The sequence below is a fragment of the Streptomyces sp. NPDC041205 genome (genome assembly GCF_055591765.1).
This window is the reverse complement of record NZ_JBVIZH010000003.1, coordinates 958,809-972,258: the sequence shown is the minus strand read 5'-3', so window position 1 is coordinate 972,258 and position 13,450 is coordinate 958,809. Positions and strand designations below refer to the sequence as shown.

Genomic DNA, 13,450 nt, shown 5'->3' with positions numbered 1-13,450 from the left:
CGACCGCCACACACGGCACGCATGACGCCCGGGCGTCGCCTGGGAGCGAGAAGGAACGCCGCCAGACAGGCACTCGACACGCATCCGGCGCGCGACGACACGGCCCTGCGTCAGGTGCTCGAAGACGCCTCGATGGGCCGCTGGGAAGGCCCACGCGACCTGCTCACGGCCACCGGCGCGAACTGGGACCGCAGGGTCTTCCAGCTCCAGGTCCTCGCCGAGGCGGGCGCGCGGCTGCGGTTCGCCGACACCTGGGCCGAGGCCGAGCCGCGCTCCCCGCACGCTCTGGCCCTGCTCGCCAACGTGCAGGCCCTGCGCGCGATGATCGCCGGACGCGACGAGGGCCGGACGCTGATGGAGGACGCCTGGCACACCTGCGCCGCCGTGCAGCGCGTCTGGCCCGAGGACGTGGCGCCGCTACTCGTCATGCTCGCGCTGCTGCGCACCCACGCCCCCGACCGCTACACGCTGCGGCAGGTGTGGGACGAGATCAAGCAGCGCGACCCCTGGAACCGCGAGGCCCACCACGAGGTGGTGACGTACCTCTTCGCCCGCAACCACGGCGAGCAGGGCGAGGCCATGTGGTGGGCCGAGGAGCAGGCCGCCGTCGCCCCGCCGGGGCTGCCCCTCGCGGTCCTGCCCCTGGTGGTCCTCGCCGAGGCGCACCGGTCGCGGCAGGAGCGGGACCAGGACGGATACGGACTGACGATCCACCCCTGGGTGGAGTGCCCGACGACCGACCTGGTCCTGGACCGCTGGTGGCGCTATCGCCCGCCCCGCCCGCACGCCTGCTTCGCCGACGACGCCAACTACCTCGCCCACGCCCTGTCGTTCGCGAACCGCCACAGCGAGGCGTCCGAGGTCTTCGACGCGATCGGCCCGTACGCCACGACCGTGCCATGGTCCTACTGCGGCCCCGCCACCGAGTTGTTCCGGCGCCACCGCGCCTGGGCCTACGACCCACCGCGCATCCGCCGCCGCTAGCCCCACCCGCTCCCCCCACCCTCTACCCCTGATGTCCGCCTCCCCGATTCCCCCCTCCCCTTTCACAGACCAAGGACAGACGAACCGTGCCTCTTGATGTATCCCGCGTCTCCGACGAGGAGCGCCTGAAGCAGCTCGGCTACCAGCAGACCCTGTCCCGCTCCATGTCGGGCCGCGCCAACTTCGGCGTCAGCTTCACGATCATCTCCATCCTGTCGGGCTGCATGACCCTGTACGGCTACGGCATGAACACCGGCGGCCCGGCCGTCATCATGTGGGGCTGGCTGTTCGTCGGCGTCATGACACTCTTCGTGGGCCTCGCCATGGCGGAGGTGTGCTCCTCGTACCCGACCAGCGCGGGGCTGTACTTCTGGGCCCACCGGATGGCCCCGGAGCGCTCGCGGGCGGCCTGGGCGTGGTTCACCGGCTGGTTCAACACCCTCGGCCAGATCGCCGTGACCGCGGGCATCGACTTCGGCGCGGCGACGTTCCTCAACGCGCTCCTCGACCTGCAGTTCGGCTTCGAGGCCACGCCCGAGCACACGATCATCCTGTTCGGGATCATCCTCGCCCTGCACGGGGCCCTGAACACCTTCGGCGTGCGCATCGTCGCCTTCCTCAACGAGGTGTCGATCTGGTGGCACGTCCTCGGTGTCGTCGTGATCTGCGGCGCCCTGGCGATCGTCCCCGACGACCACCAGTCGATCAGCTTCGCCCTGGGCGAGTTCGTCAACAACACCGGCTTCTCGTCCAGCATCTACGTCGTGGCCATCGGTCTGCTGATGGCCCAGTACACCTTCACCGGCTACGACGCCTCCGCGCACATGACCGAGGAGACCATCGACGCCGCCACCGCGGGACCCAAGGGCATCGTCCGCTCGATCCTCGTTTCCCTCGTGGCCGGGTTCGTGCTCCTCTTCGGCTTCACCTTCGCCATCCAGTCGTACTCCGGCGCCCTCGACTCCGACACCGGCGTGCCCCCGGCCCAGATCCTCATGGACGCGCTCGGCACCACCGCCAGCAAGTGGATGCTGCTCGTCATCATCGTCGCCCAGCTCTTCTGCGGCATGGCCTCCGTGACCGCCAACTCCCGCATGATCTACGCCTTCTCACGCGACGGCGCACTGCCCTTCTCCCGCACCTGGCACAAACTCAACCCCACCACCCGCACCCCCACCAACGCGGTCTGGCTCGCCACCGGAGGCGCCTTCGCCCTCGGCCTGCCCTACCTGTGGAACAACACCGCCTACGCCGCCGTCACCTCCATCGCCACCATCGGCCTCTACATCGCCTACGTCATCCCCACCTACCTCCGCCTGCGCCAGGGCGACCGCTTCGAACGCGGCCCCTGGCACCTCGGCTCCTGGTCCACCATCGTCGGCACCATCGCCATCGCCTGGGTCGCCGTCATCACCGTCCTGTTCATGCTCCCGCAGAGCTCACCCATCACCCGGGACACCTTCAACTACGCCCCCGTCGCCGTCGGCGTGGTCGTCGCCTTCTGCGGCACCTGGTGGCTCGCCTCCGCCCGCAAGTGGTTCCTCAACCCCGACCGCCCCCGCGACGTCTCCGGCACGTCCGTCCCCGAACACCACGACGCGAAGCGATGACGCGCGCGGCCGTGCCACCCAGCGGCGGTGGGCGTCGAACCCGGTGCCGGGGGTGGTGCTGACGCCACCCCGACTCGGGCCCCAGGCCTCCTGACCCGCGCCCCGCACCGGAGCAGGATTCTCCGTGTCACCAGCGACGACCCCGGCGCCAGCGCCGGGGTCCGGACACGAACGGGGTTGCACGATGACCAGTCAGACGCCCGGCCACACGCGGCGAAGGATTCTCCAGGGTGCGACGTTCGCGGCGGCGGCCGGCGTGGCGGGGGGCCTGGGGCTCGGCGGGTACGCCCCGACGGCACGGGCCGCGACGCCGGGCCCGGCCCCCGCGGGAACGGGCATGGCAGCGGGGGCGAACCCGTTCCTGGAGGGCGCGTTCGCCCCCGTCACCGACGAACTGACCGCGTTCGACCTGAAGGTCGTCGGGCGGGTGCCGCGCGACCTGGACGGACGGTTCCTGCGCACCGGCCCGAACGCGCTGGGCGTCGAGGACCCGCGGGCGCACCACTGGATGCTGGGCGACGGCATGGTGCACGGGGTGCGGCTGCGCGACGGGCGCGCGGAGTGGTACCGCAACCGGTGGGTGCGCTCCTCGGGGGTGGCGAAGAAACTGGGCGAGACCTACCCGGGTGAGGTGCCGCCGGACGACTTCGCGTGCAACACACATGTGATCCCGTACAAGGGGCGTGTCCTCGCGCTCCAGGAGGGTGGGCCGCTGCCGTACGAGCTGGACGGCGACCTGAACACCCTGCGCCCGTACGACTTCCGGTCCACGCTCGAGGGCGCGTTCACCGCGCACACCAAGTACGACGCGGTCGCCGACGAGTTGCACGCGGTGGCGTACTACCCGACCTGGGACCACGTGCGGCACATCGTGATCGACCGGACCGGCCGCGTCGCGCGGACCACCAAGGTCCCGGTGGCGGACGCGCCGATGATGCACGACTTCGCGCTCACCGAGAAGTACGTGGTGATCGTGGACGTGCCGATCACGTTCGACGCGGCGGCCGCTGAGGCGGGCGCGCTGGTGCCGTACATCTGGGACGACGAGCGCCCGATGCGGGTGGGCGTGCTGCCGCGCGCCGGCGGCAGCACCCGCTGGTTCGAGGTCGACCCGGTCTACTACTCGCACACGCTCAACGCCTACGACCAGGGCGGCTCGGTGATCGTCGACTTCACCTCCATGCCCGCCCCGTTCTACGCCGCCGGACGCGGCAACGGCGGGCCATCGGCGACCGGTTCCCCGGCCCTCGACCGCTGGACGATCGACCTGCGCGCGGGCCGGGTCCGCAGTTCCCGCACCGACGACCGCCCGCAGGAGTTCCCCCGCGTCAACGAGTCCCTGATCGCGCGCCGGCACCGCTACGGGTACACGGCGAGCGCGGCCGCCATGTGGACGGCGTACGAGACGGTCGACGGGGTGCCGCCGGACACCAAGTTCACCAACTGCCTGGTGAAGCACGACATGCTGCGCGGCACGCGGCAGGTACACCGCTTCCCGAAGGGCGCGGCGGCGAGCGAGCCCGTGTTCGTGCCCCGGCGCGGCGCGCGGGACGAGGACGACGGCTACATCGTGTCGTACGTCAACGATCCCGACCGGGGCGCGACCGACCTGGTGATCCTCTCGGCGCAGGACTTCACGGGCCGCCCACTGGCCCGCGTCCAGCTCCCGGGCCGGGTGCCGCTCGGCTTCCACGGGAGCTGGGTGGCGGCCTAGCACCGCCGGGGCGGTCACGTTGTCGCCGAACGTGGAGCCCAGCGGTGCTTTCGCCTCGGGCGGCAGTTCCTGGGTGATCTGTGCGGGGGCTCTCCCCCGCGTCGGGCGAGAATGCGACGACGTAGACGAGACCGCTGGCCTGGGGCAGGTCGCCCGCCTCGGTGATGACGGCGCCCCCGTAGGAGTGGCCGACGAGGGGGACCGGCCCTGCGAGCTGCTTGACCATCTCGCGGGTGCGCTCGGCGTCGTCGGCAAGGGAGGTCAGCGGGATCTCAAACAACGCCGGGCCCGCTCGCGGATCAGGTGGGCCGGAGCGGAAGGCTCAGGGTGGCGACGGCGCCGTGCGGCTCGGCGTTCGAGAGCGTGACGCGGGCGCCGATGACGTGGGCCTGGCCCAGGGCGATGGTGAGGCCCAGGCCGTGGCCGTGACCGCGTTCGGCGGCGCCGGTGCGGAAGCGCTGGGGGCCGCGGGCGAGGAGGTCGGCGGGGAAGCCGGGGCCGTGGTCGCGTACGACGACGGTGGTGGCGTCGGTGGTGCCGTCGACGGTGACCTCCACCGGCGGGCCGCCGTGCCGGTGGGCGTTGAGGACCAGGTTGGTGACGATGCGGTCGACGCGGCGCGGGTCGGTCTCCACGACCGGGTCCCCGACGACGGTGACCCGGGTGTCGAGGCCGGTGCGGCGCACGGACTCGGTGACCAGGTCGCCGAGCGGCACCGGCTGCGCGTCGGCCCGCTCGGCGCCCGCGTCGAGGCGGGAGATCTCCAACAGGTCGTCCACCAGCGCCCGCAGCACCCGCACCCGGTCCTGGACGAGCTCGGTGGCCTCGCTCTCCGGCAGGAGCGACGCGGAGGTGACGAGGCCCGCGAGCGGGGTGCGCAGTTCGTGGGCGACGTCGGCGGTGAAACGCTGTTCGTCCCGCAGGCGTTCCTGGAGGGCGTCCGCCATGTGGTCGACGGCCGAGGAGATCTCACTGATCTCGTCGTGGCCGCGGCTCGCGGTCCGCGCATCCAGGGCGCCGTTCCTGATGCGCCGGACGGTGCCCGCGACCCGGCGCAGGCGCCGCAGCACCAGTTCGGCGGCGAGCAGCGTCAGGGGCACGACGACAGCGAGGGTGGCGATGGCCGCGTACCGGATGTGCCGGTCGAGCGCCTGCAGGCTGCGCAGCTCGGCCCCCATGTCCATCTGGACGGCCAGGTCGGTCCCGTCGACGCGGCTCGCCGCCCACATGGACGGGCCCTGCAGCGGCTTCCTGGTGTCGTACCAGGTGAGCGGGCCGGGTTCGGAGGCGAGCCGACGTCGCAGTTCGTCCGGCACCTCGTCGCCGATGTCGTAGCCGGGCGTCCCCGAGGGGTTCCGGCTCACGGACCTGCCGTCGCGGAACTCGGATTCGGCCACTTCCAGTTCACGCAGCGCGGTGCCACGGCCGATGCTCAGGGAACGCGACTCGGTGGTCTGGTGCACCAGGACGCCGATGCCCACGGCCATCGCGCAGGCCGCGGCGGCCACTCCCGCGGCGATCTTCCAGCGGAGGGAGCGGGGGTCGACGAGGCGGAGGAGGAACTGGGGGACGGAGGTGCGGTCCTCGTCATCGGGAGTCCGTCGCATGTCAGCGCCGGAACTTGTAGCCGAAACCGCGCACCGTCTCGATGTGATCGGCGCCGATCTTCTTGCGCAGCCGCTGCACGGTCAGGTCGACGACCCGGCTGTCGCCCTCCCAGCCGTAGTCCCACACCTTGCGCAGCAGGGTCTGCCGCTCCAGGACGATGCCGGGAGCGGCCACGAACTCCAGGAGCAGGCGCAGTTCGGTGGGGGTGAGCGCCAGGAGGCGGCCGTCCGTGCGGACTTCGAGGCCACGGGTGTCGACGGTGAGGTTCCGGAAGGTGAGCAGGCTGCCGTCGGGCGCCGGGGCGTCGGCCGTGGCGGGCGCGGTGAAGGTGGCGCGGCGCAGCAGGGTGCGGATGCGGGCGACCAGGACCGTGGTGTCGACGGGCTTGACGATGTAGTCGTCGGCGCCCGCCTCCAGGCCCGCGACGACGTCCAGTGCGTCGCCGCGCGCGGACATCATCAGGATGGGGGCCTGGCTCGTCTCGCGGACCCGGCAGGAGAGACCGATGCCGTCGAGGTGGGGCAGCATGACGTCGACCAGGAGCAGGTCGTGCCGGCCGTCCCGGAACATCTCCAGGCCCGTCAGCCCGTCCGGGGCCGCTGCCACCTCGTAGCCGTAGCGCTCCAGGGCCATTCCCACGGACTTGCGGATCGTGTCGTCGTCCTCGATCAGCAGGACGCGCACGGGGGCGGCTGGGCCGCCCGCATGGGGGGCGGGGCGTCCCGCCGGTTCGTTGTGGGGCTGTGGCATCTCGTCACCTGGGGGTCGTCTCGTGCGGGGGCCGGGCCCGCTGATCACGACGGTATCCGCTTTCGCCGTGGTCACAGGGTCAGGGCCGCCGCGACGGGCAGGTGGTCGCTGCCGGTGCGCGGCAGGGTCCAGGACGAGGCCGGGGTGACGCCCTTGACGAGGATCTGGTCGATCCGGGCCACCGGGAACGACGCGGGCCAGGTGAACCCGAACCCGGCGCCCGCCTGCTCCTGCGCCGACCTCAGCTGTCCGGTCAGCGGGCGCAGGGCCGTGTCGTCGGTCGTGCCGTTGAGGTCGCCGACCACCACGACGCGCGGCAGCGGCTCGGCGCGTACGACGGCGGCGAGCTTCTCGGCGGCCTCGTCGCGCGTGGCCGTGGCGAAGCCGCCGCCCGGGTGCACGCGCACCGACGCGAGGTGCGCGGTGTACACGGCGAGCGGGCCCTTCGGGGTCTCGGCGGTGGCCCGCAGCGCGCGGGTCCACGGCATGATCGGGATCGGTTCCACGTCCCGCAGGGGGTACTTGCTCCACAGCCCGACCGTGCCCTGCACCGCGTGGTACGGGTAGCGGCCGTCCAGTACCCGCCCGTACTCCGGTGCCGTGGCCGGGGACAGTTCCTCCAGGGCGACCAGATCCGCTCCGGAGGCCATGAGAGCGCGGGCGGTGCCGTCCGGGTCGGGGTTGCGGTCGTGGACGTTGTGGCTGACGACGGTGACGTCGCCGGAGCCGGAGCGCTTGTCCATGACCATGCCGCCGAACAGCGAGCACCAGACGACGGCCGGGACCAGCACGGCGAGGGCGGCGGTCGCGGAGCGGCGCACGGCGGCGAGCACCAGGAGCAGGGGGACGGCGGCGCCCAGCCAGGGCAGGAAGGTCTCCAGGAGGCTGCCGGGGTTGCCGAACCGGTGGGGCACCCAGGTGTGGCCGAGCATGATCAGTGCGAGGAGCACGGCGGCCGCCGCGATGAGTCGGCCGCGGCGCCAGGGGCCGCCGCCGGTGCGGCCCTCCCCGAGGCCCCCGGCCATCGCGGGCGCGGGCCCGTCCGTACCGACCGTGTGTTCCGGCAGTCGTTCGTGCAGCGATGTCATGACCGCACCGGCTTGTCCGCGTCCAGGGCGAGGGGAAGGTTCCGCTGTACGGCGTCGATCAGCGCGCCGCTCCTGTCGATGGCCGCCGCGAGCCCTTCGGTGGGGGTGGTGTCGGCGCGCTGTCCGAGGACGACTCCGAGGACGAGGTACCGCTTGCCGCCGGACTTCGCCTCGGCGGCCCACATGAGGTTGCCGCCCGCGGGTGTGCTCGACCCGGTCTTCAGGCCGATGACGCCGGGCTTCTCCAGGAGCCGGTTGGTGTTGGTGACGGTGCCGGGCACGCCGGGGACCGTCGTGTCGCGCAGGGCCACCACCTCGCGGAGCGTCGGCTGTCTCATGGCACGCCGGGCGAGCTTCAGCTGGTCGTCGGCGGTGCTCTTGGTGCTGGACTCGAAGCCGCTTGCTCCGGTGTACGTCGTGCGGGTCATGCCGAGTTCTTCGGCGGCGCGGTTCATCTTCGCGACGAACGCCTTCTGGCTTCCGGCGTCCCAACGGGCCAGCAGCCGGGCGACGTTGTTGCCGGACGGGAGCAGGAGGAGTTCCAGGAGTTCACGCTGGGTGTGGCGGCGGCCCTCGCGGAGTCGCACGGTGGATTCGCTGAGCGAGTGCGACTCCTGCGCGGCTGCCGCGTCGACGGTGATCCGTGGCCCCCTCTCCCCCGCGTCCAGGGGGTGTTCCTTGAGGAGCACGTACGCGGTCATCACCTTCGTGACGCTCGCGATCGGCACCGGCTCCCGGCCGCCCCTGCTGCCGAGGCTGCCGACGCCCCGCACCTCGATGCTCGTCTGCCCCTCGTCGGGCCACGGCAGCCCCAGGGATCCGACGGAGCCGAGGCCCCGGCCGTCCCCGCCGTCCTCGCCTCCGGGAAGAACCAGCCAGCCGCCCGCTCCGGCCACGACCAGCACGGCGGCGGCCGCGCACAGCGCCTTGCCCCGGTGCGGCCCCCGCCGCAGCACCCCGCCCGCACCGACCACTCGTACCCGACGCACCCTCACCGACGACCACCTCTCCACGCCCGACGTCCGCGGGCTCTCCCGCGAACGCCTCCAGCCTTGGAGAGGACCGCGTCCAGCCGGTCAGGGCCGTGCATCCACCGGCGCGCGGTTATGTGTCAGCCAGGTATCAGCGGGGATCAGCGGGCGGGCCGGAGGGCGGCCGGTGCTCGGGTCCGGCGCGGTGTCAGCGGGACACGATGTGGAGGGTCGCCGTCCCGCCCTCGCCGGTCGTCGCCTGGATGACCACCGCGTCGGGCTGAGGGCTCGGCCGGGTGGCGCCGCCGAGCCCGCCGCAGGAGTTGCCGCTGCCGTTGACGCGGAGGACCGTGACGCAGCCTTGGCCGGGGCCGGACGCGCCGCCCTTGGCCCGGCCGCTGCCCGACTTCACCGTGTACGCGACCTTGTTCGGGCCGACCTCGGTCACGGACAGGGTCGCCGTACCCCGCGGGCCCTTGAAGCGGAAGGTCACCTTCTCGGACACCGCGATCTCGCAGTCGCCGTCCGCGCAAGCCCCGACGTCATGCCCGTCGGCAGCCGAGACGGACGGCTTCGCCGAGCGCTTCCCGGCGGATGCCTGCTCGGACGGGGACTTCGAGGTCCCCCGGTGGGAGGGCGACTTGTCGTCGGCGTCGTCCGAGTCACCGCAGCCGACCGCTGCCAGGGACGCAAGGGCGGCGAGTACGAGGCTCGCCGCCCAGCGGATCGTCCGTCGACGCGCCCTGCGATTAGGCCGTCGGCTCGACGGTCGCGTCGCCCGTCGATGCGAGAGCCGCGCCCGCTGCCCACGTGCCGTTGTCGTCGCCGCCATGCGGTACCCCCGTGTCCCGGCCTGCCTGGGTCCGGTGTTCGGCAGCCAGCCTTCCCACTTGTCACCGCCGTCACGCGCGGCCCCCGCGACCACCGGGGCTTCGTCCAAAGGCAGGCCTTCAGGGGGTGCCGCACAGGACGAACGCGACCAGCGGGCGCCTGGTCCTCACCGAACTTGTCGCCCCCGATCACCACGCGCCGATGACCTTCGTGCGCGGGGTGCTGGAGCAGACCAGGGTGGCCCGCAGGTGTCAGTGGCCGCTGCCACGATGACCGGATGACCTCCACGCTCTTCGACCGGCTCCGGTCCGGCGGCTTCGAGCAGGCACACTTCCATCAGGACGCCCGGACGGGGCTGCGCTCCCTCGTCGTCCTCCACGAGACCACCCTCGGCCCCGCGCTCGGCGGCGTCCGCATGCACGCGTACGAGGACGAGACCGCCGCCCTCGAAGACGGCCTGCGCCTCGCCCGGGCCATGGCGCTGAAGGCCGCGGCCGCGGCGGTCACCGCGTGCGACGTTCTCGCGCCCTGTGCCTCGGGGGCGTCGTCGACGACCGTACGCTGCCGGAGCTGCGCTGCCGGATCATCGCCGGCGGCGCGAACAACGTGCTCGCCGCGCCGGAGCACGCCGCCGCGCCGGAGGCCCGCGGCATCCTCTACGCGCCGGACTTCTGTGTGAACGCGGGCGGGCTGATCTTCCTGGAGGAACGGCTCCGCGGGCATGACGACGCCCGGACCGAGCAGCGGGTCCGTCAGGTCGGCGAGCGCCTGGCCACGGTCATCGAGCACGCGCGCCGCTCCGGCGTGCCCCCCACGGAGGCCGCGCTGGCGCTGGCCAGGGCACGCCTCCGCTCTCGCTGACGCGCCCTGCCAGGGAGCGGTTCACCTTAGGGGCGATTCACCGTAGGAGCGGTTCACCGTGTTTCGGGGAGCCCCGAAACTCCTGGAGTCGGTCGGATGGAGGCCACAAACGTGGTGGCCCGGAACAGGAGACGACTACGGGGAGATCTCATGACCAAGAACCGCACGGCCACCATCGGCGTCGCCTCGCTGCTGCTCGCGGCGGGCGCTCTCGGGGCGACCGGCCTGCCGGCCGCCGCCGACACCGGGACCGGGGAGGCCCGCGCCTACGCCGAGGACATCGTGAAGGGCGACAAGGTCCAGGTGCAGCGCAGCATCAAGCCGTTCAGGACGAAGAACCATGTGCAGCACCCTTTGACGAAGTACATCAAGGAGAAGATGGGCGGCGGGGCGTCCCGCGACGTCACCCCGGGCCCGCATCATCCTCGCCGCCCGTCTGCCTTAAGGTACTGCGGACACCCCCGTATACCGCGCGAAACCGGAGCAAGTGCCCGTGCCCCCGTCCCTCAAGGCCGTCCTGGACCGCATCGCCACCGAGATCCAGGCCCTGCCGGGCCGTGGCCGCCCCGCCGACTACATCCCGGCGCTCGCCTCGGCCGACCCGCGGCACTTCGGGATGGCCGTCGCCGAGCTCGACGGCACGGTGTACGGCGTCGGCGACTGGCAGCGGCCCTTCTCCGCCCAGTCCATCACCAAGGCTTTCACCCTGGCCCTCGACCTCTCGCTGGACGGCGACCTGCTGTGGGAGCACGTCGGCCGGGAGCCGTCGGGCAACCCGTTCAACTCCCTGGTGCAGTTGGAGTACGAGAACGGCATCCCCCGCAATCCGTTCATCAACGCGGGCGCGCTCGTCGTCACCGACCGCCTGCATGCCGCCACCGGCGACGCGGCCGGAACGCTCCGTGCCTTCCTGCGCGCCGAGTCCGGCAACGACCGCCTCGACTTTGACGAGGCGGTGCTCGCCTCCGAGACCGCGCACGGCGACCGCAACGCCGCCCTCGCCCACTTCATGGCGTCGTACGGCAACATCACCAATCCGGTGCCCACGCTCCTCGAGCAGTACTTCCGCCAGTGCTCCATCGAGGCGTCCTGCGCCGACCTGGCCCTGGCCGCCGGTTTCCTCGCCCGCCACGGCATACGGTCCGACGGCTCCACGCTCCTCACCCGCAGCCAGGCCAAGCAGGTCAACGCGGTCATGCTGACCTGCGGCACCTACGACGCCGCGGGCGACTTCGCCCATCGCGTGGGCCTGCCCGGCAAGAGCGGCGTCGGCGGCGGCATCATCGCGGTCGTCCCCGGCCACTGCACCGTCTGCGTCTGGAGCCCGGGCCTCGACCAGCGCGGCAACTCCGTGGCGGGGGTGGCCGCGCTGGACCGCTTCACCACGCTCACGGGCCTGTCCGTGTTCTGACGCACCAGGCTCCCGGGGCGCTCCGTGCTCTGCCCGTCGGCTCCTCGGCCCCTCGGCCCCTCGGCCCCTCGGCCCCTCGGCCTCTGAAGGCTCCCGCCGACGCCCCCAGACCCCAATACTGAGCCTCATGGGATTCGCCGTCTTGATGACCCTGCCCGGCCTGGTCATCCTGCTGACCGTCATCGCCTTCGCCGACCAGCTGTTCCTCCGCGCGGGCCGCGCCGGTCTGCTGCCCTGGCGCACCAGCGCCCGCCAGGGCCAGATATCGTCGACCGGCTTCGAACAGCTCCACGCCAGCTTCTCCCCCGGCAAGCAGAACGAACTCAAGGAACGCCAGTCGGCGCTGGTGATGCGCGACGACGAGCAGGACGGGGCGCCGCCGAACCGGACGACGGTGGACCTGGAGGGCAGGGTCGCAGTCGTCCGCGTACCGCCGCGGGCCGACCGGTAGGGGGTCCGGTGGTAGGGGGTCCGGGTGGGTGAGACGTTGGAGGGGGCGCCCACTCCTTCGAGGCGACGGGCCCGGACGCCCCGGCGCTCGGGGGGGGCGTGGGCAGGCGCCACCCTGGGCCTGCCCCTTGGCGACGGAGACCCCCAACTGGCCACGGCGGCCTGCCAGATCGTCTCCATCGTCTCCTGATCGGATCGCTCCGACCCGGGGCGGGTACACGTAGTCCTCGCCCTGCGTTCGCCGGAAGCGCTTCGGGGTCGTCTGACGTAGCTGTGCCGCGACCCCCTTCGACGGGGCCGGTCGCGCGCCTACGCTGGCGGCCCGGCGCACGGGCGATGCCTCCATGCACGCCGGTCGGGGGGCACATCGGGGGGCTCGATGGGATCCAGGGGCATGGCGGCGGGGGTCGTCGCGGCGCTGATCGGCGTGGCGGGGATGATCATCGCGGCCCTCATCACGGTGACCGGCGGCGACGGTGGCGACAAGTCCGGCCCGAGCCCGATCATCCAGACCAACGACAGCGGCGACAACATCCTCTGCCTCGGCGACGTCAAGGTCTGCGTGGGCCGGACGGACAAGGCGAACCCCAAGTCGTCCGCGTCGTCGGCGCCGAAGAAGCCGCCGCCACGGACGTCACCGGCGCCCAAGGACTCGCCCGCGACCCGCACCCGTGCACCCTCCCCGACGGACGAGGACGAGAAGGGCGACGGCGGCGGGACGGAACCGCGGCCCGACAGCGCCGCGGTCACCTCCCTGCTCGCCCGGGCACCCAGGGTCGCGCTGCGCGGCCCCGGTCCCGGCGCCCTCCGTGCCGTCCTGCTCGACGTGCCCTCCCCTGCGCCGCGGTGGAGCACGCTCGGCATCGGGGCCCGGCGGCTGCGTGCCGCCGGGGTGGACGGGGTGCTGTTCCGGCTGCCGGCGCCGGTCTCCGCCGGAGTGTCCGTCGACACCTCGCAGGCACCGGCCGACGTGGAGTACGTCTTCTTCGACACCGACGGATGGCGGCTCGGCACCCAGACCGCCACCAGCTGCGCCACGTTGTGCCCCTCCCTGACGCAGAACCAGGTGACCGCACCCCAGTACCAGCACGTCCTGGTGACTGACGCGGGGCGCAGCATGGGGTGGCCGCCGGGGCAGCGGTACGTCTACACGCCGGGGTGAGCCGTCGCCG

13 protein-coding genes and 1 pseudogene are annotated in these 13,450 nt (G+C 72.6%); 8 read left to right on the top strand and 6 right to left on the bottom strand.

Going from position 1 to position 13,450, the window contains the following annotated elements:
• The first annotated feature begins 21 nt into the window (after window positions 1-21).
• The 3 genes from ACZ6BG_RS18150 to ACZ6BG_RS18140 all read left to right on the top strand — a co-directional run bounded on the left by ACZ6BG_RS18150 (window position 22) and on the right by ACZ6BG_RS18140 (window position 4,308).
• A complete protein-coding gene (locus ACZ6BG_RS18150; protein ID WP_469002234.1) occupies window positions 22-984 on the top strand; it encodes a hypothetical protein in 963 nt (320 codons plus the stop codon).
• 86 nt (window positions 985-1,070) lie between these two features.
• Window positions 1,071-2,594, top strand: a complete 1,524-nt coding sequence (locus ACZ6BG_RS18145; RefSeq protein ID WP_469002232.1) for an amino acid permease — start codon at window positions 1,071-1,073, stop codon at window positions 2,592-2,594.
• Between the two features lie 184 nt (window positions 2,595-2,778).
• Window positions 2,779-4,308 (top strand): carotenoid oxygenase family protein, encoded by a 1,530-nt coding sequence (locus ACZ6BG_RS18140; RefSeq protein WP_469002230.1) that lies wholly within the window; start codon window positions 2,779-2,781, stop codon window positions 4,306-4,308.
• Here ACZ6BG_RS18140 and ACZ6BG_RS18135 read toward each other — a convergent pair.
• The 6 genes from ACZ6BG_RS18135 to ACZ6BG_RS18110 form a co-directional block, all read right to left on the bottom strand.
• The gene (locus ACZ6BG_RS18135) at window positions 4,229-4,534 is read right to left on the bottom strand and encodes a hypothetical protein (protein ID WP_469002989.1); all 306 of its coding nucleotides are present in this window, start codon (window positions 4,532-4,534) and stop codon (window positions 4,229-4,231) included. The two genes, ACZ6BG_RS18140 and ACZ6BG_RS18135, sit on opposite strands and share 80 nt — an antisense overlap.
• Before the next feature lie 73 nt (window positions 4,535-4,607).
• On the bottom strand, window positions 4,608-5,915 hold the full coding sequence (locus ACZ6BG_RS18130) for an ATP-binding protein (RefSeq protein ID WP_469002227.1): 1,308 nt from the start codon (window positions 5,913-5,915) through the stop codon (window positions 4,608-4,610).
• A 1-nt stretch (window position 5,916) separates the two neighbouring features.
• A complete protein-coding gene (cseB, locus tag ACZ6BG_RS18125) occupies window positions 5,917-6,666 on the bottom strand; it encodes a two-component system response regulator CseB (protein WP_469002225.1) in 750 nt (249 codons plus the stop codon).
• A gap of 71 nt (window positions 6,667-6,737) precedes the next feature.
• Entirely contained in the window at window positions 6,738-7,691 is a 954-nt protein-coding gene (locus tag ACZ6BG_RS18120; RefSeq protein ID WP_469002987.1) for an endonuclease/exonuclease/phosphatase family protein, read from the bottom strand.
• 59 nt (window positions 7,692-7,750) lie between these two features.
• Window positions 7,751-8,749 (bottom strand): D-alanyl-D-alanine carboxypeptidase family protein, encoded by a 999-nt coding sequence (locus ACZ6BG_RS18115; protein ID WP_469002223.1) that lies wholly within the window; start codon window positions 8,747-8,749, stop codon window positions 7,751-7,753.
• A gap of 184 nt (window positions 8,750-8,933) precedes the next feature.
• The gene (locus ACZ6BG_RS18110) at window positions 8,934-9,557 is read right to left on the bottom strand and encodes a hypothetical protein (protein WP_469002221.1); all 624 of its coding nucleotides are present in this window, start codon (window positions 9,555-9,557) and stop codon (window positions 8,934-8,936) included.
• 276 nt (window positions 9,558-9,833) lie between these two features.
• Here ACZ6BG_RS18110 and ACZ6BG_RS18105 point away from each other — a divergent pair.
• From ACZ6BG_RS18105 to ACZ6BG_RS18085, 5 genes and pseudogenes are all read left to right on the top strand, one after another.
• Window positions 9,834-10,049 (top strand): annotated as a pseudogene (locus ACZ6BG_RS18105) (Glu/Leu/Phe/Val dehydrogenase dimerization domain-containing protein); the annotation flags it as partial.
• Between the two features lie 17 nt (window positions 10,050-10,066).
• Window positions 10,067-10,417 (top strand): Rossmann-fold NAD(P)-binding domain-containing protein, encoded by a 351-nt coding sequence (locus ACZ6BG_RS18100; protein WP_469003042.1) that lies wholly within the window; start codon window positions 10,067-10,069, stop codon window positions 10,415-10,417.
• Between the two features lie 493 nt (window positions 10,418-10,910).
• A complete protein-coding gene (locus tag ACZ6BG_RS18095; RefSeq protein WP_469002219.1) occupies window positions 10,911-11,828 on the top strand; it encodes a glutaminase in 918 nt (305 codons plus the stop codon).
• Between the two features lie 127 nt (window positions 11,829-11,955).
• Window positions 11,956-12,279, top strand: a complete 324-nt coding sequence (locus ACZ6BG_RS18090) for a DUF6191 domain-containing protein (RefSeq protein WP_469002217.1) — start codon at window positions 11,956-11,958, stop codon at window positions 12,277-12,279.
• A gap of 378 nt (window positions 12,280-12,657) precedes the next feature.
• On the top strand, window positions 12,658-13,440 hold the full coding sequence (locus ACZ6BG_RS18085; RefSeq protein WP_469002215.1) for a hypothetical protein: 783 nt from the start codon (window positions 12,658-12,660) through the stop codon (window positions 13,438-13,440).
• Window positions 13,441-13,450 lie beyond the last annotated feature (10 nt).

Bases quoted from the DNA above. Each gene is read 5' to 3' on its own strand.
- ACZ6BG_RS18150 (WP_469002234.1), top strand. From the start codon at position 22: ATGACGCCCGGGCGTCGCCTGGGAGCGAGAAGGAACGCCGCCAGACAG.
- ACZ6BG_RS18140 (WP_469002230.1), top strand. From the start codon at position 2,779: ATGACCAGTCAGACGCCCGGCCACACGCGGCGAAGGATTCTCCAGGGT.
- ACZ6BG_RS18135 (WP_469002989.1), bottom strand. From the start codon at position 4,534: ATGGTCAAGCAGCTCGCAGGGCCGGTCCCCCTCGTCGGCCACTCCTAC.
- ACZ6BG_RS18130 (WP_469002227.1), bottom strand. From the start codon at position 5,915: ATGCGACGGACTCCCGATGACGAGGACCGCACCTCCGTCCCCCAGTTC.
- cseB (WP_469002225.1), bottom strand. From the start codon at position 6,666: ATGCCACAGCCCCACAACGAACCGGCGGGACGCCCCGCCCCCCATGCG.
- ACZ6BG_RS18120 (WP_469002987.1), bottom strand. From the start codon at position 7,691: ATGGCCGGGGGCCTCGGGGAGGGCCGCACCGGCGGCGGCCCCTGGCGC.
- ACZ6BG_RS18110 (WP_469002221.1), bottom strand. From the start codon at position 9,557: ATGGCGGCGACGACAACGGCACGTGGGCAGCGGGCGCGGCTCTCGCAT.
- ACZ6BG_RS18090 (WP_469002217.1), top strand. From the start codon at position 11,956: ATGGGATTCGCCGTCTTGATGACCCTGCCCGGCCTGGTCATCCTGCTG.
- ACZ6BG_RS18085 (WP_469002215.1), top strand. From the start codon at position 12,658: ATGGGATCCAGGGGCATGGCGGCGGGGGTCGTCGCGGCGCTGATCGGC.